Annotated in this window: 14 protein-coding genes and 3 pseudogenes; 8 read left to right on the top strand and 9 right to left on the bottom strand. The window is 68.1% G+C overall.

From position 1 onward, the window contains the following. Window positions 1-268 (bottom strand): annotated as a pseudogene (locus ACH34R_RS43535) (hypothetical protein); the annotation flags it as partial. Between the two features lie 12 nt (window positions 269-280). On the opposite strand from ACH34R_RS43535, the gene ACH34R_RS43530 reads away from it, so the two are divergent. Both ACH34R_RS43530 and ACH34R_RS43525 read left to right on the top strand, forming a co-directional pair. After that, complete coding sequence (locus tag ACH34R_RS43530; protein ID WP_397567505.1) at window positions 281-1093, top strand: hypothetical protein; 813 nt, start codon at window positions 281-283, stop codon at window positions 1091-1093. Continuing rightward, entirely contained in the window at window positions 1050-1526 is a 477-nt protein-coding gene (locus tag ACH34R_RS43525; RefSeq protein WP_397567504.1) for a hypothetical protein, read from the top strand. Before ACH34R_RS43530 ends, ACH34R_RS43525 begins: the two co-directional genes overlap by 44 nt. 1706 nt (window positions 1527-3232) lie before the next feature. Here the strand turns inward: ACH34R_RS43525 and ACH34R_RS43520 are convergent. From ACH34R_RS43520 to ACH34R_RS43490, 7 genes are all read right to left on the bottom strand, one after another. Next, window positions 3233-4075 (bottom strand): PfkB family carbohydrate kinase, encoded by an 843-nt coding sequence (locus ACH34R_RS43520; protein WP_397567502.1) that lies wholly within the window; start codon window positions 4073-4075, stop codon window positions 3233-3235. A gap of 30 nt (window positions 4076-4105) precedes the next feature. Beyond that, window positions 4106-5038: a nucleoside hydrolase gene (locus ACH34R_RS43515; RefSeq protein ID WP_397567500.1), complete on the bottom strand. Its 933-nt coding sequence runs from the start codon at window positions 5036-5038 to the stop codon at window positions 4106-4108. A 24-nt stretch (window positions 5039-5062) separates the two neighbouring features. Next, a complete protein-coding gene (locus tag ACH34R_RS43510) occupies window positions 5063-6268 on the bottom strand; it encodes an amidohydrolase (protein WP_397567499.1) in 1206 nt (401 codons plus the stop codon). Window positions 6269-6321: 53 nt separating this feature from the next. Next, the gene (locus ACH34R_RS43505) at window positions 6322-7944 is read right to left on the bottom strand and encodes an ABC transporter permease (RefSeq protein WP_397567498.1); all 1623 of its coding nucleotides are present in this window, start codon (window positions 7942-7944) and stop codon (window positions 6322-6324) included. After that, entirely contained in the window at window positions 7941-8795 is an 855-nt protein-coding gene (locus ACH34R_RS43500; RefSeq protein ID WP_397567497.1) for an ABC transporter ATP-binding protein, read from the bottom strand. The genes ACH34R_RS43505 and ACH34R_RS43500 overlap by 4 nt, the downstream gene beginning before the upstream one ends. An 8-nt stretch (window positions 8796-8803) precedes the next feature. Then, window positions 8804-9787 carry an ABC transporter substrate-binding protein gene (locus tag ACH34R_RS43495; RefSeq protein WP_397567496.1) on the bottom strand — a complete coding sequence of 328 codons (984 nt, stop codon included), beginning with the start codon at window positions 9785-9787 and terminating at the stop codon, window positions 8804-8806. 109 nt (window positions 9788-9896) lie between these two features. After that, window positions 9897-10643, bottom strand: a complete 747-nt coding sequence (locus tag ACH34R_RS43490) for an FCD domain-containing protein (protein WP_397567495.1) — start codon at window positions 10641-10643, stop codon at window positions 9897-9899. A 125-nt stretch (window positions 10644-10768) separates the two neighbouring features. Between ACH34R_RS43490 and ACH34R_RS43485 the strand changes: the two genes are divergently transcribed. Together ACH34R_RS43485 and ACH34R_RS43480 are read left to right on the top strand one after the other, a co-directional pair. Further along, on the top strand, window positions 10769-11551 hold the full coding sequence (locus ACH34R_RS43485) for a nucleoside phosphorylase (RefSeq protein ID WP_397567494.1): 783 nt from the start codon (window positions 10769-10771) through the stop codon (window positions 11549-11551). A gap of 110 nt (window positions 11552-11661) precedes the next feature. Continuing rightward, window positions 11662-12795 (top strand): MFS transporter, encoded by a 1134-nt coding sequence (locus tag ACH34R_RS43480; RefSeq protein WP_397567506.1) that lies wholly within the window; start codon window positions 11662-11664, stop codon window positions 12793-12795. Window positions 12796-12866: 71 nt separating this feature from the next. Here the strand turns inward: ACH34R_RS43480 and ACH34R_RS43475 are convergent, their stop codons facing one another. Further along, on the bottom strand, window positions 12867-13013 hold the full coding sequence (locus ACH34R_RS43475) for a hypothetical protein (RefSeq protein ID WP_397567493.1): 147 nt from the start codon (window positions 13011-13013) through the stop codon (window positions 12867-12869). A gap of 144 nt (window positions 13014-13157) precedes the next feature. On the opposite strand from ACH34R_RS43475, the pseudogene ACH34R_RS43470 reads away from it, so the two are divergent. From ACH34R_RS43470 to ACH34R_RS43455, 4 genes and pseudogenes are all read left to right on the top strand, one after another. Next, window positions 13158-14373 (top strand): annotated as a pseudogene (locus ACH34R_RS43470) (IS701 family transposase). 231 nt (window positions 14374-14604) lie between these two features. Continuing rightward, entirely contained in the window at window positions 14605-15177 is a 573-nt protein-coding gene (locus ACH34R_RS43465) for a hypothetical protein (RefSeq protein WP_397567491.1), read from the top strand. 673 nt (window positions 15178-15850) lie between these two features. After that, window positions 15851-16220, top strand: a pseudogene (locus ACH34R_RS43460) (hypothetical protein); the annotation flags it as partial. Between the two features lie 389 nt (window positions 16221-16609). After that, window positions 16610-20638, top strand: a complete 4029-nt coding sequence (locus ACH34R_RS43455; protein WP_397567490.1) for a DNRLRE domain-containing protein — start codon at window positions 16610-16612, stop codon at window positions 20636-20638. The last annotated feature ends 114 nt before the right edge of the window (window positions 20639-20752 follow it).

Genomic DNA, 20752 nt, shown 5'->3' with positions numbered 1-20752 from the left:
GGGCGAGCTCCTCGGCGGCGGTCTTGATCGCCCAGACGATCGGCAGGATGGCGGCGAAGGAGAGCAGGACGCTCAGCACGTCCAGCCGCGACGATGCCGGGCTTCGGTACTCGGGGACGAGCCGGGGTGTGAGCGCCAGGAGCAGCACGATGACGGGCACGTTGATGAGGAACACCGATCCCCACCAGAAGGCTTCGAGGAGCAGTCCGCCGACGATCGGGCCCAGTGCGATGCCGCCGGACACAGGCGACTCTGGGGACAAAAGCACTCAGAACTCCAGATGAAGCTGCTGTTCGATCGAGTTCCTCTCGTCGTTCACGGGCAAACCGGCGATCTTCTTCAAGGCGCTGAACGACAGGGTGCCTTCGCCGGGGAGTTGCCGGATCAAGTCGGGCAGCAGCAATGCGACTCCGGCGGTGTCCCACAGCGCCCGATGTGGTTGATGCCCGGGAACCAGAATGTTGATCTGCTGGGTGAGACCATGCCGGCTCAGCAGATCGGTGAGGCTGAGCCGCTGTCTGCCGGGGTGGATCACGCGTGCGAGGCGGAGTGTGTCGATCAATCCGGCGCAGAAACCAACGAATTCTCGAGTTGGTGGTCCGCCCACGTCAACTCCCCAGGCTTCGACTACGAACGAGGGCTTCTCTCCGATGAGGAAGTCGAACGCCTCGGTTATGAGTACATGCCTAACGGCCGGCAGGTAGACCAGCCGAACTTCTGGGATGCCAGTGCCAAGGTGCAGAACAAATACATGCAACAATGGTCGGTGCTATTCACCGGTGAGCAACTTGCGCTCCTATGGGTAAGCGTCGGCGGGCTCAAAAGCTTCAACCCAAAGAATGTCACCACTAGTGGCGGCAGGCAGGCCTATACCAGTTCAAGACTCGCCAAGTCATCACGTGCTGGGTACAAATATCTCAAGACATATGAATGTCTCATTGAGTACGCCGACGAAATCGATGCAGCGGTCCGCGACCAGAGAGTGAATAGAGAGGCGCTCACGGCCGTCCTTATCTTTGAGATCAGCCGTGCCGGAGGAGACCCGAAACATGGGTTCTTGGCGGGGGTCGCTGCAAGAATTTTTTGGCGATGATGAGAACAAAGGCTTCGGGATCAGCCAGGTGGAAACCCGGGAGATCAAGCATCTGGCATGGTTTTATGACCGGTCGATGTACAAGAAAGTCAGAATGTGGGACAATAAGACGATAGCAAAATGGCTTGTATCGAACCCAGGCGAGGCAATTAAAGTAGCGGCCATGCGTCTCAAATTTGTGAAGGAGAACTATCGTATCGATGGAAAGGGTATCACCTGGTGGCAGGCGACGATCGCCTATTGCTTCTGCGCGGGAAAGGAAAGTACGCAATTTGCCAAGAGGTGGAAGGCCGGCTTTCGAGGATATAAAGGTGCACATAATGCCCGCCAGCGTTATGAAGCGATATATGGCACCAATAGAAAGGTGGGCGGGTGGGTTTGGCATTCCACCCATGAATTCTGGCGATGCGTAAAGAACCAATGTGCTGGCTGACGGCTCGATCGGGCCGGCGCTATGTATAGCTAACCCCTCTACCGGGTGAATGGAATAATCCGATGGCTTCACTTAAGGCGCTGGCCCGCCTTGCAATCGCATCTTCGCTGGTGCCTCTGGTTTCAAGCTGCCTACAATCGGCTGATTTGCGAGTGGCGCCTGCGGTAATAAAAGACGTCAACAGCATTGGGGTAGTACTACATCAAAGGACCCACCGGGGCGACGCCCCGCTTGAGGCCCTTGTCCTTGCCGTGGACGCTCCCAACTCCAAGGCGGTACTGGAGAGAGCTACGGCTTCCCTGGTAAGCCGTGGGTGGAATGTGGCCAAACGCGAATCGAATGATTATGTCGAACTACAATCAGATAAATGGAAAGACGTGGAGGTGACAATTTATAGTATCGAATTCGCTGAGTCTTCTGCAGCGCCGAAGTCGGAAAATGGTAAAGCTTTCGCGGACGCTCGAAAGCGGGCTGGGGGCAAGCCGGTTGTGGTCGTTCACGCCGACCGCACTGACGTGTAGCGCGGTTGAGTCTTGACCGGCAGCCAGAATGAGCTGACGCGCAGCTCCCATCACGAGCGGACCGTCACGATCATCGACGGAGTGGTGTTGCGCATCGACAACGAGGACCTCAAGGCCGACGGCGACGCGCTGCGCCGAGCGCACGGGTCGAGGCGGTACCACCGGGCACACCCGGCTCCCTACTGGCCAGCACGCCGAGCACGCCGAACTGAGCCTCGGCGCACGTATCCGATACTGCCGGAGTACCCGGAGCCCGAGTACATCGCGGAACCGACCGGGGGATTTCATGGCCGAGACGCATGCGGAGGAAGCGTCAGACGCGGAGAGCCCCGTGATCGATCGGCCACGGAGCTCGATCTTTTCCGCGCGGCCGGATGGTTCACTGGGGCCGCCGGTCCATGAGGATTCGCATGCCTGAGACACGTCACCTGGGAGCGATCAGGCGGGAGCGCGGCTGGGCAAGACAGACGCGGTCCGCGAGTGTTAGAGAGCGATGGCCGGGGTGCTCGCCAGCCTGATCTGATCGGGACCGTTGTACCCGATGGTGGCCTGCCGGACGTGGGCGCGGGCCCGCCGCAGGGGGCATCGGCCCGTTCCGTGACCTCAGCGACGTCTGCGCTGGTGACCACGAACGCCCCAATTGGACGCCGGTCTCCACCGCCTTGCCGATCTTGCCGTTGCGGGAGTCGCCCGAGCCGTGGCCGGCGACCTCGTGCTTGCCATAGCCGCGAGGCGCAGCCCGCCCTCGCCGTCGCGTGAGCGTTCCAGCAGCAGGTCCAAGACCTGATCGCCGAGCAGTTCCCGCAGTGGTACCGGCTGCTGGGCGATGTCGGATGGGTGGTGGCGTCCGTCTTGGTGAGTGGCCGTCTCCAGCGGTGCCGTGCCGTTGTCGTGGCGGTGTGGTTCCAACGCGGCCAGGGTGGATCTCCCTCGTGTGATGGTCATGATCGTGTTCTCCTCCGAGATGGTCAATGATCGTTCTACGGTTCCATCTACGTTTGGCGATCATTTCCACACCTAGAGTGATACTCCCGGGTCCTGCGGTCGACGACCTCGGCTCCCGCTGTCGTTGTCGAAGGCGCAAGTCTGCCGCAGCAGGGGGCGCAGCGCCCGCCGCTCCCGGGGAGCCGTCGATACAGTGGGCGCCCGGAGCCCCATCGCCGGCCCCTGGGAGGACCTGTGGTTCTACGCCGGCCCGATCTGGCCGGCGTAGTGGTCGAGTGGTTCGAGTGGGGGCTGCGAGGCCGCGTCGCGGACCGCGGCGGCTCCCACCGCGCAGGCGACGCCGAGCGCCCGCCCGTACGGCAGGCCGCGGCCGAGCGCGAGTACCAGCGCGGCGCTGAACGCGTCGCCGGCGCCGACACTGCTGACCGCGCGGACCCGAGGCGAGTCGGCTTTGGCCACCTCGGTCCCGTGGCGGAACATGGCCGCGCCGCGCGGACCGTAGGTGACCGTGACGAGGCGGGCCGACCGTAGCGCCGGCATGGCGGCGTATTCCGTCTGGTTGACGATGACCAGGTCGGCCCGACTCAGCAGGGCCTCCGGCAGCGGCATCGCGGGCGACGCGTTGAGCGCGAAGAAGCCCCTGACCCGTTCGGCGAGGTCCAGCACGATGTGCAGGTCGATCTCCAGTTGGGTGAGCACCGCCTCGCCGGGGGCGAACTCCACCCCCGTCAGGTCGATCCGGGCGTTGGCCCCCGGGCAGACCGCGATCTGGTTCTCGCCGGACGCGTCCACCGTGATCAGCGCGGTACCAGTGGCCCCGGGAACGGTCCGTACCTCGGACACGTCCACGCCGAGCTCCACCATCCGCGCGAGGATCTGAGGGCCCTCGTCGTCGCCGACGGCGCCTACGAGCCTGGCCCGGCCGCCCAGCCGGGCCGCCGCCACGGCCTGGTTCGCGCCCTTGCCGCCGGGGTGCCGCGACAACACCCCATGCCCCACGGTGACGCCGGGTGTCGGCAGTTCCGGCATGCGCGCGACGAGATCGACGTTGATACCGCCGACGACCGTCAGTGCGTCGTTCATTCCTCGGTTCCTTGTCGTCGGCTGCCGGGCCTACAGGGTGAGCAGGCGCTCCATCAGGATCGGGGCCAGGGGTTCCTTCGTGGACAGGACGACCCGGCTGTGCGCATCCGGTTGATCCGGATAGCCCAGGTACCGGCCGCGCAGGTCGCAGATGGTCTGCCCGCGCCCCGGGCCATTCGTGTCATCGATGACGACGGACACGCGCGGGGCGAGGAGCGGTTCGACGCAGCCGATGACGACGGCGGCGGCGAGCGGGTCGTGCAGTGCGGCGCACCGCCGCCCGTACACGGACATGTAGAAGTCGAAGTAGTGGTCGAGGATCAGACCCAGCGTCCGCGCCAGGGGGCGCGGGGCCGCGGCCAGCCGCCGCCGGTCGTCCTCCTCCAGCCGATTGTCCAGGGTGACGTCCAGGGGGACCAGGGTGATCTCCCAGGGGGCGGCGAACACCCGCCGGGCGGATTCGGGATCGTTGCCGATGTTCGCCTCGGCCACCGCCGTGATGTTGCCGGGGCTGCGCGCCGCGCCGCCCATGATCGTCACGCCCGCGACGCGCTCGGGCAGGGTGCCGTCGCGGTCGAGCGCGACGGCGAGGTTGGTGAGCGGGCCGACGGCCAGGACGTGCAGCCGGCCGGTGTGCCTGAGGGAGAGCCGGATCAGCAGGTCGGCCGCGCTCTCCGCGGTCGGGCGCTGCAGCGGGTGCGGCAGCCGCACGTCGCCGAGCCCGTTCCCGCCGTGGATGTGCGGTACGGCGGCACCGGCGTTGGCGGCGCCGACCGCGACGGGGATCTCGGTCCGACCGGCCAGCGTCAGCAGGGCCAGGGTGTTGACGGCGGCCTGCCGCGCGCCGGTGTTCCCGTTCACCGTGCCCACCCCGGCCAGTTCCACTTCGGGGCTGGCGAGGAGCAGGGCGAGCGCGAGCGCGTCGTCCACGCCGGTGTCGCAGTCGAGATAGAGGGGGGTCACGTGTACCTCAGCACTGTGGGGTGGTCAGCGGGAGGATACGAGGGCGCCGGAGCGCGCGACGATCTTTCCGGCCTTCATGACGAGCGTCCGCCGCGGGGGCTCGACGACGATCTCGCCGAGCGCCTCGCCCGGCAGGACCACGAGGTCGGCGACGTCGCCGGGAGAGACGGCGCACGGCGCACAGCCCAGCGCTTCGCGGCCCAGCGTCGTGCCCATGTTCAGCGCGAACTCCAGGTCGTCGTCCGTGCGCCAGTAGCACTTGTAGGCCATGAACATCGCGCGGGCGAGGATGTCGCCCTCTCCCCACGGCGACCACAGGCTGCGAGCGGAGTCGGACCCGAGACACATCCGCACGCCCATCGCGTGCAGGGCCTTGACGTCGGGCACCGGTAGCAGCCCGTGGACGCCTACGGCGACGGCGATGTCCGCGCCGGCGAGCGCCGAGCCGAGGCGCGCGAACTGCTCGGGCGACGGCTCGGCCAGGCTGAACACGTCGCACAGGCTGACCTTGCCCTGCATGCCGAGCGCCTTGACTCGCTCGGCGATCCGCTCGATGAGCCAGACGCCCAGTTCGCCGGACTCGTGCAGGTGAAAGTCGACCGGCACCTGGTACCGCTCGGCGAGGCCGAAGACGATGTCGAGCTGGCGGGCGGCATCGCCGTCCACGCCCGCGGGGTCGAGGCCGCCGATGGCGTCGGCCCCGTCGCGCAACGCCTGTTCGAGCAGTTCGGCGGTGCCGGGCTTACGCAGCAGACCGAGCTGGGGGAACGCCACGATCGTCAGATCGGCGAGCCCGGCCATCTCCTCGCGGACCTGGAGCAGGCCGTGCACACCGGACAGGCCGATCTCGGGCGCCACGTCGGCGAAGGTCCTAATGGACGTCGAGCCGTATGTCACGCACTTGTCGAGGAAGGCGCGCGCCCGCGTGGCGACGGGGGTCGCGGTGTCCGCCCACTGCTTCAGCGTGTCGTCGAACATCTGGTTCATGTTGATCGGCTCGGAGGTGCGCCGGACCCACGGTTCGCCCCACAGGCTCTTGTCAGCGTGGGCGTGGCCGTCGACGAAGCCGGGGAGGACGATCTGCCCGCCGAGGTCCTCGATGTGGTCGGCGGGGCCGAGGTCGGCCGGGGTCTCGCGGCCGACGGAGCGGATCCTTCCGTCGGCGACGGTGACGACCTGCGGGTCGCCCACGCCGTTCACACGGACGTTGGACAGGATGATTCTTGCCATGGTTCGCCTTCTCACGTTGCGGTGTTTCTGAATCTCTGCATCTGGGCCGCCGGTCACTCCAGGCGGCTGAGCGCTGCGTCCTCCAGCGCACCGGCGAGGTGGTAAGCCAGCAGCGAGGCGAGCAGCACGACGGCGACGCCGCCCCAGACGAAGTTGTAGTCCGACAGCGTCGCGGCGACGGTCATCGAGGCGCCGAGCCCGTGGCCCGTCGCGAGCCACTCCGCCACCATGGCCGCGCCGATGGACAGCGGCAGCGCCACCTTCACCGAGGCCAGCAGGGCGGGCAGCGCGTACGGCATGAGCAGCTTCGCCATTCGCTGCCACCGTCCGGCTCCAACCGCGGTGAGCAGGTCCATCGCGCTCCGCGGCACCGCCCGCATGGCGAGCAGGACGTTGACCAGGATGGGAAAGAACGTCATCACCGCGATCAGGACGGTCACGGCCAGGATTCCCCGGCCGAACATCAGCGCCAGCAGCGGCATCGCGGCCACGATTGGGATGGATCGCAGAGCGATCGAGACGGGCATCAGAACCCGCTCGATCACCGGGTACTCGTGCGCCAGCACGGCCATCGTCACGGCGAGGACGAGCCCGACCACGAACCCGACGCCAGCGTCGCCGACGGTGCGCAGCAGCGACGAGAGCATGTACGGCAGCGGCTCCTCCGGCTCGCCGGAGGCGGTGACCAGTTGGGTGTCGCCGGTGAGGAAGTAGGAGACCACTTCCACTGGGCCCCGGGCGACGGCGCCGCCGCCCGGCACCACCAGGGCGAGCAGCCACCAGCAGGCCGCCACCCCCATGAGGGTTCCGGCGACCGCGAGTACGGCACGCAGCAGCCGTGCGCCCGCGCGCCCGTCCCGCCGCCTGCGGCGGGACGGGCGCGCGCCGAGAATGGTGTCCATCGAACGGGTCCACGGCAGCGCCGTCCGCACGACCAGCGGCAGGACAAGGAAGGCCACTGCGGCTAGGATCGACGTCACGATGGCCAGCCCCCAGGCGCGGGGGATGTCGAAGGCGCCCTGGGCCTGGATCATCGCGACGCCAAGGCCCTGCGCGCCGCCCATGTACTCGCCGATGATCGCGCCGAGGATGGCGGCGGGCGCCGCGACCTGGAGGCCGCCGACGAGGCTCGGGATCGCGGCGGGCAGCCGTACCCTGCGGATCACCGTCCATTCCGAGCCGCCGGAGGCGCGCACGACGTCGACCGAGGTCCGGTCCACACTGTTGAGGCCGAGGATGGCGGCCACCAGGGTGGTGAAGACCACGGCCTGCGCCGCGAGGATCACGCTCGGGGTGTCGCCGCGGAACGCGATCGCGAGCAGTGGGGCGACGGCGATCAGCGGCAGCGCGATCGCTCCGACGGCCACCCGCTCGACCATCGCCTGCACGCGCGGGAACGGGAGCGCGCACAGGGCGAGGACGATCGCGATGCCATTGCCCCAGACGTAGCCCTGGAACGCGGACGACATCGTGACGGCGGCGTTCGGCTGGTAGTAGCCGACGTCGTCCCGCATCTGCTCGAGTACCTCGGCGGGGGACGGGACCAGCGCGCCGAGACCGCTCAGCGCCACCGCCTGCCAGGCCAGCAACAGCACCGCAACGGTCAGCAGCGGGGGGACGGCGTGCCGCAGGCGTGCGGCGAGCGGCCGGGCGGAGGCGACCACGGAGACGATCACCCGGACTCCTCGTCAGCGTGCCCGTTCTTGTTGCCGCGCCCGTCTCGGTTACCGGCGAACAGTTTCTCTGAGAGTTCGTCGCACAGGGCGTGGAAGGCGCGGTCCTGGAGGATCTCGCGGGTACGCGGCCTCGGCAGATCGACTCGGACGACCTCCAGGATCGTTCCAGGGCGCGGCGACATCAGGACAACCGTGTCCGAGAGCAGAACCGCCTCGCCGATGCCGTGCGTGACCAGCACGGTGGTCGTACCCCGCTCGGCCCAGATTCGTTGGAGCTCGAAGTTGAGCCGCTGCCGGGTCAGGTCGTCCAGCGCGCCGAAGGGCTCGTCGAGAAGCAGCAGGTCGGGCTCGGTGACAAGGGACCGGGCGAGCGACACACGCTGACGCATGCCTCCGGACAACTGGGACGGACGGGCCTTCTCGAACCCGGTGAGGCCGACCAGCCGGATCAGTTCGGCGACCGCGTCATCGTCCCTGCGGCCCGCCACCTCCAGCGGGAGCCGGATGTTGGCCGCGACGCTCCGCCAGGGCAGCAGGCCGGCGTCTTGGAAGGCGATGCCGAGGCTGTGTCCTTCGCGCAGTTCGCGCGGCGTGCGGCCGTGGACCGTGACCGTCCCGCCGCTCGGCGCCTCCAGGTCGGCCAGCACCCGCAGGACCGTGGACTTCCCGCAGCCGGACGGGCCGAGCAGCCCGACGAACTCGCCGCGGCGGGACTCGAAGGTGAAGTCGCGAAGCGCCTCGACCGACCCGCCCTTGGCGGCGAAGGTCTTGTTCAGGCCCTCGGTGTGAATCCCGGCGGAGGCGGGCGAGCCCGTGGCCGCCGGTTGCAACAGTGTCTTCTCTTCCGGCATGGTGCGGCTCATCCTTCGAGCAACTCGTTGGTGAACAACGACTCGTCGGCCTTGATCCCGATGCTGCGCAGGCTCGTGATCGTCTCTTCGATCAGCGCGTCCGGCATCCCGAAGAGGCCCTTGCCCCCTGGGGCGGCGGCGACGTACGGCGCGATAGCGGCCAGCGACTTCATCTGCTCCTCGTGCTTGAGGCCGAGGTTGGCGCCGTACTTGTTGACGATCACGTCGACGGCCGCCCTGTGATCCCTCAGCGCCGCCTCCCAGCCCTGCCTGCTCGCCGTCATGAACCTGCGGGCGTTCTCACGCGCGGCGGGGTCGTCCAGCGTCCGCTGGGAGACGAAGAAGACGCTCTGCATCCGGTTGAACCCGTAGTCGGCCATCGGCATCACATGCGTCTCGACCCCGCGCAACGCCAGCGCCACGGGCTGGTTGGAGGCGAACCCCCAGATGGCGTCTACCTCGCGGGCGGCCAGGGGGGCCGGGTCGAACTGGATCGGGACCAGCGTCACCTTGTCGGTGTCGACGCCGTTGCGCTTCATGAAGACCAAAGCGGTGTTCTTCCCGGCCAGCGTGATGCCGAGTTTCTTGCCCTCGATCTCCTTTGGGCTCTTGACCGGCCTGTCGGCCAGCGACACCCAGCACTCCGGGCTCTTCTGCAGCCCGGCACCGACGATCTTCAGCTTCGACCCCCCGCTGACGGCCGTGGCGACGTTCTCCGGGATGGCCTCGATGCCGATGTTGACGCGGTCGGTGGTGACCATTGGCACGACCGCGGAGTTCGGCCCGCCGGGGAGCACGTCCACACTGAGCCCCTGCTTGGTGTAGAACCCGCCCTCGGCGCCGACGAAGATGCCCGTGTACTCCACGTTGGGAATCCATGCGAGCTTCACCGAGAACCGGCTCGCCTGGGCCGCGGTCTCCCCACTGCCGCAGCCGGCCAGCGAGGTGACGGCCGCGCCGGCCGCCACCATGGCCGCGCCGTGGCCAGCCATCCGGAGGAAAGAGCGCCGGTCAAGGCCGGACGGCCTGCAGATATGAGCCATTCGTGCTCCCGAGAACTGTCGTCGTCGTGATCGCTGTGTGGTGAATGGGGCTAGCGCTCTACGCGAGATCGATTTCCGCGAGCAGCGTGTGGATGACATGAGCGTTTCCGCTGTTTGCGAATTGCTCGGTTTCGTGGATCATCCCGTCGAGGTGGACGACCATGAGTCGCTCGGCGCCGTCGGCGTCCCGGTCGGAGATGGCGGCGACGATGTCGCGGTGCTCCCGGTCCCACCGGAGCAGCGCGTCCTGCTTGATTCCGATCATGATGAGCAGCCGTTCGAGGGGGTCGAGCCGCTCGTCGAAGAGTGTCGTGGTGATCGCCTGGATCTGCTTGTTGTGCGAGGCGTCGCCGATCGTCTTGTGGAAGGCGAGTCGTTCGCGCCAGCGCGCCGCCGGGTCGGATTCGACCATCGCGCGAAGGCGCGTGACCTCCTCTGGCCGGGCCCGCAGCGCGGCGGCCCGTGCGGCCTCCCGCTCGATCCCCCGCCTGCCGGCGAGATGGTCGAGCAGGTCGTGGACATCGCGCAGGATGAGGGCGTCGGCGAAGTACGACTCCCGCCGCCTGTCCAACTGCTGGTTGGCGGCCACCCGGCTGCCCTCCTCGGTGAGGATTCGCCCCTTTCTTCCCAGTGACTGTGTGAGGGCCCGTTCGTCGAGGTCGCTGAGCAACCGGCTGACGGTCGACTCGCTGACGTCAAAGCCGTGTTTTCGCAGGTGCTGAGCGACGGCTCGGGCTCCCACCGGCCCCTGGTGATCGCTCACGAACGCCAGCACTGCGGACTCCATCGCTGGCGTGTGCCGCACGATCGCCTCCTCTTCGTCAGGGCCGTTGCCGGAACGGTAGGAGGCGTGTCCTTGTGTGTCAATAGTGACGAACGTCTGCAGAGTATGGCAATCTATCGTCGCCAATGACGGATGGAAGGACCCGGATGACGACCGACAAGATCGCCCATCACCTGCACCTTCGAGCTGGCGACGTGGGGCGGTACGCCCTGCTGCCCGGCAGCCCCGACCACGTGGCCTCGATCGCCGCGCACTTGGACGGGGCCGAGTTCGTCGCCCGCAACCGCGAGTTCGAGACCTGGCGCGGCACGCTCGGCGGCGAGCGCGTGGTCGTGACCTCGACAGGGGTGGGCGGGCCCTCCACGGCGCTGGCCGTGGAGGAACTGGCCGCGCTCGGGGTCGGCACGATGATCCGGATCGGGGTGTCGGGCTCGATGCGCTCCGGCACCGGCAACGGCGAGTTGGCCGTCCTCACCAGCGCGATTCGCGACGAGGGCACCACCAGGCAGTATCTGCCCATCGAGTTTCCCGCCGTGGCGACGATCGACGTCGTGCTCGCGCTCAGGCGGGCCGCGGAGCGCACCGGCGTACCGTACACGTGCGGCCCGGCGCATACCAAAGACTCCTATTACGGCGAGATGGAGCCGGAGCGGATGCCACTCGCGCCCGTCCTGACCCAGCGCTTCGAGGTCTGGCGGCGGGGCGGGGCGCTGTGCTCGGAGATGGAGACCGCCGCCGTGTTCATCGTCGGCACCGTGCTCGGAGTGCGTACCGGCAGCGTCGTGATGATGTGGAGCGATGACGCCATACGCACCGGCGAGGCCCCTTCCGCTGTCCCCCTCTTCACCACCGCCGTGGACGCCGTGCGCGAGATCATCGCGACGGACGCCCGCTCCGCCGCGGCCGCCCAGCCGGTTCCCGGGGCGTGATGGGCCCACGCCACGGGTCCGCCGGGCCCCCTTCGGAATCTCCCGTGCCTCCGGTCCTCCACCCCGCAGGCAGGACGCGGCGGGCGCATGGACTGCGGCGGTCCTTGCTGGTGCTGGCAGGTGTCGTGCTCATCGCCCTGAACCTTCGGATCGCGGTGACGAGCCTCGCTGCCGTACTCGACCAGGTGCGCTCTGATCTCGCTCTGTCCACCGTCGCCGCGGCGACGACGGCGACCCTGCCGGTCGTGTGCTTCGGCGTCGTCGCCTTCGCGACGCCCTGGCTCATCCGGCCGCTGGGCGCAAAGGCCGGGCTCGGGGCCGCACTGGCCGTACTGCTGGCCGGCCTGCTGCTCCGCGTGACCGGCGGAGAGTTCGCGCTGCTCGCCGGGACGTTCGTGGCCTGCGCGGGAATCGCGGCCGGGAACGTGCTCGTCCCGGTGATCGTAAAGGTCGAATTTCCGGCGCGCATCGGCGAGGTCACCGGCGCCTACAGCGCGGCGCTGTCGGCGGGGGCGGCGATCGGCGCCGCCGCCACCGTGCCGGCCGGGGACCTGCTCGGCGGCTGGCGCGGTGGCCTCGCCGTCTGGGCGGTGCCGGCCACCGCCGCCATCCTGCTCTGGCTTCCCCAGTTGCGGCGTGGCGCCGTGACGGCCGAAACGCACGCGCCGATGTCGAGCGTGCTGCGCAGTCCCGTCGCATGGGGCGTCACCCTGCTCTTCGCGACGCAGTCCGTGCTCGCCTATGTCGTGATGGCCTGGCTGCCGACCATCTACCTGGACGCCGGCTTCACCCCGGGTGAGGCGGGCGCCCTGCTGGCCATCGCCCTCCTGGTGGGCGTGCCGGTGTACTTCGCCATCCCGATCCTGGCTGTCCGCATGCGCCGGCAGGGGGGACTGGGCGCCTGGATGACGGCCCTCCAGATCGCCGGGCTGCTCGGCCTGCTCCTCTTTCCCCGGCACCTTCCCTGGCTGTGGGCGCTTCTCATCGGTGTCGGCGGGGGCGTCTTCCCGCTGACCCTGGCGTTATTCAGCATGCGCACCCGTACGGCGGCGGACACCGCCGCTCTATCGGCGATGGCGCAGAGCGTCGGCTACCTGCTGGCCGCCGCGGGCCCCTTCGCGGTCGGCGTGCTGCGCGACACCAACGGTTCGTGGTCCATGCCGGTGATGTTCCTCGTCACGATCTGCGTCGCGCAGGCGGTGCTGTGCATCGGGGTCGGACGGCCGCGCTTCGTGGAGCACTGACCCTTCGCAGGAGCGGAGGGCCGACGTTGTGCGCAGGATGAGATGCGCGAGATGTAGGAGCAGGCTGGAGGTTACCGTCGGCTGGATGATGGGCCGCATCCGGCCTCCCGGTTGTGCGCGGCCCACCACGGCAGTAGCTGCTCGCCCGCGTGGGCGGAGACGACGGTCTGGCTGATGATCGCGAACAGCGAGTCCCCTTCGGAGATCAGCCGCGTCACAGCCTTTCGGTCCAGGGGAACGTGCGCCCGCTGCCGGCCACCACGGGGTCACCGGCGATCATGCTGACCCCGTGGGCCAGTCGGTGCGCCGCCTAGTACTACAGTCATGTTTCGTGATCTATAGTGGGCTCTGTGTCGGATGGGGTGACGTCTGAGGATCTCCAGTCCTGGGCGGCCGGGCTGGATGAACTGTTCGCGCGGGTCGCCGCGCGTTTCGGGCGGGTGGAACCGCGGCGGCAGGCGCGGGCCTACCTGGTCGGGCTGCTGGCGCCGGTGGAGCGGAAGAACGGCTGGCAACTGGCCGAGGCCGCGGGCGACGCCAAACCTCACCGGATGCAGCGGCTGCTGAACGGCGTGCGGTGGGACCCGCGAGATGTCCGCGCCGACCTGCGTGAGTACGTGGTCGAACACCTCGGGGACCCGGGCGGGGTGTTGATCGTGGACGAGACCGGGTTCATCAAGAAGGGCACCGCCTCGGCGGGGGTGCAACGGCAGTACTCAGGGACCGCGGGCCGGGTGGAGAACTGCCAGCTCGGGGTGTTCCTGGCCTACGCCACCCCGCGCGGGCGGGTGCTGCTGGATGCGGAGTTGTACCTGCCGAAGTCCTGGACCGATGATCGGGCCAGGTGCGCGCAGGCCGGCATCGGCGGTGACGTGCCGTTCGCCACCAAACCGGCGCTGGCCACAGTGATGCTGGGCCGGGCGCTGGACGGCGCCGTGCCCGCCTCCTGGGTGGCCGCGGACGAGGCCTGCGGCCAGGATCACAAGTTCCGGCTCTCCCTGGAGAAACGCAAGATCGGGTATGTGGTCGCGGTGCCCCGGAGCCAGTCGCTGGGCGCCGGCATCGGCTACGGCAACACCGGCTCACGGGCCGACGCGGTGACCGCCGATGCCCCCCCCGGCGGGCGTGGAAACGTCTATCGGCCGGTGATGGGGCCAAAGGCCCGCGGCTGTATGACTGGGCGATAGCGACCCTGCCGCCCCACCCCGGCGACGAGCTGGGCGGGCCCGGCGGTATGCAGCGGTGGCTGCTGGTACGCCGCGGTCTCACCCCGCCGGCGACCAAGGCGAGCCCGGCCTTGCCTACTACCTGTGCTTCGGCCCTGCGGGGACCGGTATCGAGCAACTGGTGCGCATCGCCGGCTCGCGCTGGGCCGTCGAGGAGTGCTTCCAGTCCGCCAAGAACGAGGTCGGTCTGGACCAGTACCAGGTCCGCCGCTTCGATGCCTGGCACCGGCACATCACCTTGGCGATGCTCGCCCACGCCTACTTGGCCGTCACCGCCGCGCACGCCCCAAAAGCCCGTGCGGCCTGGTCTGCCTCACTCCAGCCGAGATCCGCCGTCTCCTGGCACGTCTGACCAGCGCCGCCCCCCGCCCCATCGGCCAGGCCCTCCAGGCCCCCAGGCCCTCCAGCATGCGCTGGCATGGTCCCACCACCGCCGCGCCCACCAGGCCCGCGCCCGCAGCAGCCACTACTGGAAACGATGGCTACGCCACAACAAGATCCAACTCTAGATCACGAAACATGACTGTAGTACTAGAGGGAACGATCCCGCGGCAGCGCGCCGCTGCGCTCGCTGCGCGAGGCGATGGACGTCCATGAGCACCTGATGCTCCTCGGCGGGGCGGGGATGGGCAAGTCCACGGTCACCCTGCGGGTGGCCGCCGCCATCGCGGGCGCGTGGCTGAACGGCGGGGACGAGGGCGATCGCACCTACTCGGTCGGCTCGCCGGTGTTGCCGCTGCGCGTGTCCGCGGGCCGGCTCGCGGCGCGGCTGGAACGCCCGGCCGTGCGCATGCTCGAAGAAGCGGTCACCGCAGAGCTCGGCCCCTACCTGACCGCGGAGTTCCCCGCCCACCTGCTGGAGGGGCCCGTCCGCGGGGTGCGCTGGCTGCTGCTGGTCGACGCGGTGGACGAGATCGCCGACCCGGAACGGTGGGCCCGGCTGCTGAACGTGCTCGCCTCGTGGGCGCTCGCACCGCGAGGTCCGTACCGCCTGCTGGTCACCAGCAGGCCACTCGACGGCCCCGAACTGTCCTCGCTGGGGGCCGGGCGGGGGGGCCAGGTACGAGCTCCAGGGGTTCGACCGTGCGGCGCTGGAACGTTTCGCCGCCAACTGGTTCACCGACGATGGGGGCGCCGATCAACAAGGTCCGCCTGAGCGGCGGCGAGGCATGGTGGGTGTCCGGGTACGAGGAAGGTTGTGCAGTCTTCGCCGACCCCCGCCTCTCCTCCGACAAACGCAGGGACGGCTTCCCGCTATTGACCCTCGATGCGGACGATGGTGCCTTGCTGGCGCAGTGCAGATCGCGGCGCAGGGGCATGCAGCGATTCGCCCTTGTTGAGCTGCGCAAGATTTTGCGCCGATAGACGGGGTCAGAAAGGTAGCGGGCGGTTATGTGGAATCTACTGGTGTCAACTCCTGTAGCTCAGTGGCCCGCCGATCAGAATCAGTCGTCGGCGGTTTGGAGGGATCGACGGCCCGGCAGTGCGGACGGGCGGGATCGTGGACTCGCCGAATCTCGGACGTGTGAGGCGAGAACCGTATGTGCTCTGTGAGTGAATGTGGACAGCACTGGACTACATGCGGCCAGGCGACACCTTCGTGGTGCCCTCACTGGACCGGCTCGGCCGCCCCCCGCCGGACCTGATCGCCATCGTGCCGACAGATGCACGGTCGGCAATGCCCCCAGTGTCTGCGTGCAGCCGACGCCGGGGGTTGTAGCTGGTCACACTGTCGAGGCGGCCAGCCACATAAATGGATCAGCTGCAGCCGACGTAGGTCACCGCGTCGTCGCGCATCCAGCCCTCGCGCCAGCCAGGAACGGGTGCAGGGCCGCAAACCGGCTGACGAGCGTGATCCTGGCATGGTCACGACCTTGGAGTCGTTGATCGAGCCGCGGGAAGTGGATGGTCCGGTCTCTCCGTTACGGTGGACCACCGCGTCGCTGCAGGACTTGTCCCAGGAACCGGGCAAGGCCGGGCATCCAGTGAGCGCGCCGGTAGGGGCAGGCTGCTACGGCAGATGGGGTTCAGCCTGCGGGCATGGCCAAACGGCGGGCCGGTAGTCAGTATGACCTGGGACGCGATACCGGCTGAGTGAACGTGGGTACCGACCGCAACACCGCCGCGTTCGCGGTGGAATCCATCCGCCGCTGGTGGAACCAGCAAGGCCGACTCGACAGCGCGGCCACCCGCGGGTTGGGAATCGACCGCTGAGGAATTGGCCCAGATCGCGGGCTTGGCGCCCTTCAACTGACTCGTCTTGTCACGGATGTAGCCGACGTCATTTGGCCCAGGGCCCTTCAGGATCCCTTTCTGTTACAGGAAACGATCTTTACTTTAGTCGTACCTTATGTGATGATAACTCCGCTTTGTCGTATTCATCCGAAAGGCTATGAGTGAGAACACCTCGACCAGCGTCCGGCTTATCCGCCCGGGCACGCTGCCGCGCTGGCCTGCTATGCGTACTGGTGCTACCCGCCTCGTTGCTGGCTGCGCCCGCAAGCGCTGAGGGCGCCACGCCATCCCCCGCCGTTACGATTCAGCCATCTCACACCAATTCTCCGGCAGGTAAAGCCATACCTTTCCACGTGGATAAGGTATTGGGTGATGCCACGGCGAAAGCCGTCAAGACCGGCAAACGCGTGCCGTTGCCCTCCCGCTACACCGAGACAATGAAGGTGTGGGCGAACACCGACGGCAAGACACTGCACGCCGAACTAAGCACCGAACCGGTGCAACTGAACTTCCCAGGCAAGGACGGCAAGAGGTCCTGGCGTCCGATCGACACCACGATCGTGGCCAAGGACGACGGCACACTGGCGGCCAAGCTGGTCAAGACCCCGCTAACCTTCGGCGGCGAGGGCGCCACCACCCTGGTCACGGCCAAGGACAAGGACGGCACCGTCACTGTCGGCTGGAACCGCAAGCTGCCTAAGCCGACCGTGGACGGTAACGAGATCACCTACCGGGACGCGGTGGCAGAGGGGGCCGACCTGGTACTCACCGCCCGCCCGAACGGGTTCGCCCAGGATGTGGTGCTGCGTACCCGTCCCAGGGGGCCGATCCAGGTCACCCTGCCCGTCACCCTGCCCAAGGGCAGCACGTATAGCAAGGCCGCCGACGGCCGGCCGCAGCTCAAATCGGCGCAAGGCACAGCGGAGAGCACGCCACTGGCGACGCAGGCGATCGATGCCAAGGCCGCCGAGGCACCCGAACAGGGCAGGATCGGCAAGGTGGATACCTCAGTGACCACCGACGCCTCCGGCAAGTCCGCGCTAGTGCTGAGCCCCGACGCCGCCTTCCTGGCGGACCCGTCGGTGACCTACCCGGTCGTCGTGCCGATGAGCGGTGAATGGGTTGGGGCGGGGGACTCCTCCGACACCTTTGTCTCCAGCGTCCAGTACCCCAACTCGGCCACCCTGTTCACGTGGCTCCGGGCAGGGAAGTCAGCCGATGGAGAACTCTGGCGCACCTATCTGCGATATGTGATCAACGGCACCGACCTGGACTACGCCACGATCCACGACGCAGACCTGCGATTCTGGAACTACCACGCTAGTGGGTGCGGCACCACCGTGGGTGTGGGCATCGTCGCGCGCCGGCTCACCTCGGCCTACCACTACTCCACCTTGACATGGGCGAACCAGCCATCCAGCACGGGCACCAACGCAGTGGTCGCCCCCGGCGGTTACAGTGACACGCTGGCAGGGTGCTCAGGCAGTGGCGAGCTTTACCACTCGATTCAGCACATCGTGCAGGAGTGGGCGAACGGGACGCCGGACCACGGGCTGATGATCCGCGCCGCCACCGAGGGCGCCGCCGGCGCCAACTGGCGCCAGTACCGCTCCGACCAGTACACCGGTAGCGACGGACGCGGCCCGGTGCTGTTCGTCGATTACGAGCCGGCACCCAAGGTGCGCGTCGCTTTCAGCTCCGATGAGGACTTCACCACCTGGCCCACGTACGACCAGGCCGTGGCCATGGCCGAGCCGGAGGCGGACCTCACCGACCAGTCGGCCGTCAGCCTGAACGATAGCGCGCTCCTCGAGGCCAGCAGGCGTGCCGCGTACGAAGTCGGAACGGACAGGCTGCAGCCCGCCGAGGGTACGCAATGGAGCGATCCCGATCCGGACGTCCAGGACACCACTGTGCCGACCGTCGTCTCCGTGTCGCCGTCGGCGAACGCGCAGCAGGTACCCGTCGATACGACCGTGCGCGTGACGTTCGACCAGGAAGTCTGGGACGCGGCGTTCACGTTCAAGGATGACACCGGGGCCCCGGTCGACGGGACGGCAGTCATGGACCCTACGAACACGATCCTTACCTTCACGCCGAAGGATGCGCTGCGCAACGGGATCACCTATACAGCCGACGTGCGCGACGCCGCCGACCTGTGGGACAACGTGATGGACCCACTCACCTGGTCTTTCAGCGTGGGCACGGGCACGTCTCTGGCTGCGCGCTGGACGTTTGACGAGGGAACCGGCAGAGTGGCTGCCGACTCCTCCTCGCACGGACATGACGCGATGCTGATGGACACCGCAGATTGGACGGCTGGCCGGTCCGGACATGCGGTCACGAATGTGCCGTCGGCCCAGGCTCGCGCTGCGGCCTCTCGCAAGGCGGTCCAGTGGGCCAAAGAGGTCGAGGTCCCCGCGGAGACCACCGAGAGCAGTATCACGTACGCGCTGAAGGACGGCCGTTCGTACCGGACGGAGATTGCATCAGGCCCGGTCAGGGCACGTCGGGGTGATTCTTGGGTGCCGATCGACACCTCCTTGGTCGAGCGGAACGGGATGTTGCAGCCCAAGGCGCTCTCCAACCAGGTCCGCGTCGCCTTTTCCACGGGCGGCACCAGGCCGTTCGCGAAGATGGCAACCGCCGACGGCCGGAGCTATGCGCTTCGATGGCCAACGTCGCTTCCCAGACCGACGGTCAAGGGCGCTGTGGCCACGTATTCAAACGCGGCCGGTAAAGGCGCTGACCTGGTGGTGACCGTGCTGCCGTCCGGCTTTCGGCACGACGTGGTGCTGCGAGAACGGCCTGGCGAGCCGCTGGAGATCCGCATCGGCGTGGAGACCGGCGACCTGACCGTCTCGCGGGGCAGGGGTGGCCGGCTGCTGCTCAAGGACAAGGGCAAGAAGCTGATCGCGTCGGCGGCGCAGCCGGTGATGTGGGACAGCCGTGCCAGGGGGCGGCTTCCGCTGGCCAAGCGCGTTGCGGCTAGCACGGACGTGGTCACCAAGAACAGCCGTACGGAACTCGTGGTCAAGCCCGACCAGGGGTTTCTGACGGATGCCGGCACCGTCTACCCGGTGCGCGTGGCTGCGGCGGTCACACTACCGCTCGGCGCCGACGTCGATGTCAGCACGCGGGATTCCGACGTCTCGCCCGCGCTTCCGGACAATCCGTACATGCTCGCTGGCACCATGGCCGGTGGGACGAAGTCCCGGGTGCATCTGCAGTTCGATACCACCAGCCTTCAGGGCAGCACGGTGACCGACGCCAGACTGTCGATGACCACCATCGACGCCCAGGGCTGCGGTCCGGCGCTGGCCAACGGCATTCAGGTCGCCCGGCTGACCGGCGCCTGGAGCCCGGACAACATGTACTGGGCCGGCAAGCCCACCTTCACCACCGAGGACGCCTCCACCAACTTCAAGGGTGTCAACCAGGACTGCGCCACCTGGCCGGACAGCATGGAGTGGAACGTCACCGGCATCGCCCAGGACTGGGCCGCCGGTGCCGCTAACCACGGCCTGGTGCTCAAGTCGCCCGGCGAGGCAGACGTCGACAACTTCCGGGTGCTCACCTCCTCGGAGGATGTCGACTTCAACGTGCCGCCAAAGCTGACCATCATCGCCGGAGGGCCGGCCTCGCAACCGGCCGTGTCCCAACCGGCTGCCACGCCGACGCAGACGGTGGATGGCACCACGGTGACGACTTCGCTGACGCCGCAGTTGGCCGCGACCGTCGTTGATCCCGCGGGCGGCAACCTGACCGGCGAGTTCGAGATCGAGCACGATCCCGCCGCGACAGGGCAGGGCACCGGTCAGATCTGGGTCGGCGCCGCACCGGCGGTCGCCTCCGGCGGCCGGGCCACGGTGAACGTCCCCGCGGGCAAGCTGGCCGACGGATGGAAAATCCGCTGGCGCGCCCGCGCGGTCAACGCCGCCGCGTCAACCGCCTCGGCGTGGTCGGACTGGCAGGCGCTGACCGTCGACACGGCGGACCCGGTTTCCGATCCGTCAGTCGACGCTCTGCGGGTCGATCCGTCAAAGCAGGTGAACGGTACAACAGTGACCAGCAGCCTCACCCCGGCATTGCTCGCGCAGGTGAACAACCCCATCGGCGGCACCCTACGGGCGGAGTTCGAGGTCGAACACGACCCCGCCGAGACAGGGCAAGGCACCGGCCGGATCTGGGCGGGCGCCGTGGACGACGTCGCGTCGAGCACCCAGGCCATCATCCAGATTCCCGCTGGAATGCTCACCGATGGCTGGAAGATCCGCTGGCGCGCCCGCGCCGTCGCCGGGCAGACCAGCTCGCCCTGGGCGGAATGGCAGGAGGCCACAGTAGACGTGGTCCAGGCCGGAGAGGAACCGCTAGTGCTGTGACCGGAAACGATCACCGGGTTGGCGCGTAGGACGCTGCTGCCGGTTGGATGGTGCTGATCACGTTCGATTGGCGCTCGGGAGGTCAGGTGACGCAACCGGTCAGGGTCCGCAGGC

Origin of the sequence: Spongiactinospora sp. 9N601 (genome assembly GCF_044326295.1) — a bacterium.
In the GTDB taxonomy this organism is placed as follows: domain Bacteria; phylum Actinomycetota; class Actinomycetes; order Streptosporangiales; family Streptosporangiaceae; genus Spongiactinospora; species Spongiactinospora gelatinilytica.
The sequence above is the reverse complement of the archived record's forward strand: the minus strand, read 5'-3'. Positions and strand labels throughout refer to the sequence as shown.

Excerpts from the sequence above, each read along its gene's own strand:
- ACH34R_RS43485 (WP_397567494.1), top strand. The coding sequence starts at position 10,769 with ATGACGACCGACAAGATCGCCCATCACCTGCACCTTCGAGCTGGCGAC.
- ACH34R_RS43500 (WP_397567497.1), bottom strand. The coding sequence starts at position 8,795 with ATGCCGGAAGAGAAGACACTGTTGCAACCGGCGGCCACGGGCTCGCCC.
- ACH34R_RS43530 (WP_397567505.1), top strand. The coding sequence starts at position 281 with ATGAAGCTGCTGTTCGATCGAGTTCCTCTCGTCGTTCACGGGCAAACC.
- ACH34R_RS43520 (WP_397567502.1), bottom strand. The coding sequence starts at position 4,075 with ATGAACGACGCACTGACGGTCGTCGGCGGTATCAACGTCGATCTCGTC.
- ACH34R_RS43495 (WP_397567496.1), bottom strand. The coding sequence starts at position 9,787 with ATGGCTGGCCACGGCGCGGCCATGGTGGCGGCCGGCGCGGCCGTCACC.
- ACH34R_RS43465 (WP_397567491.1), top strand. The coding sequence starts at position 14,605 with ATGGACGTCCATGAGCACCTGATGCTCCTCGGCGGGGCGGGGATGGGC.
- ACH34R_RS43525 (WP_397567504.1), top strand. The coding sequence starts at position 1,050 with ATGGGTTCTTGGCGGGGGTCGCTGCAAGAATTTTTTGGCGATGATGAG.
- ACH34R_RS43510 (WP_397567499.1), bottom strand. The coding sequence starts at position 6,268 with ATGGCAAGAATCATCCTGTCCAACGTCCGTGTGAACGGCGTGGGCGAC.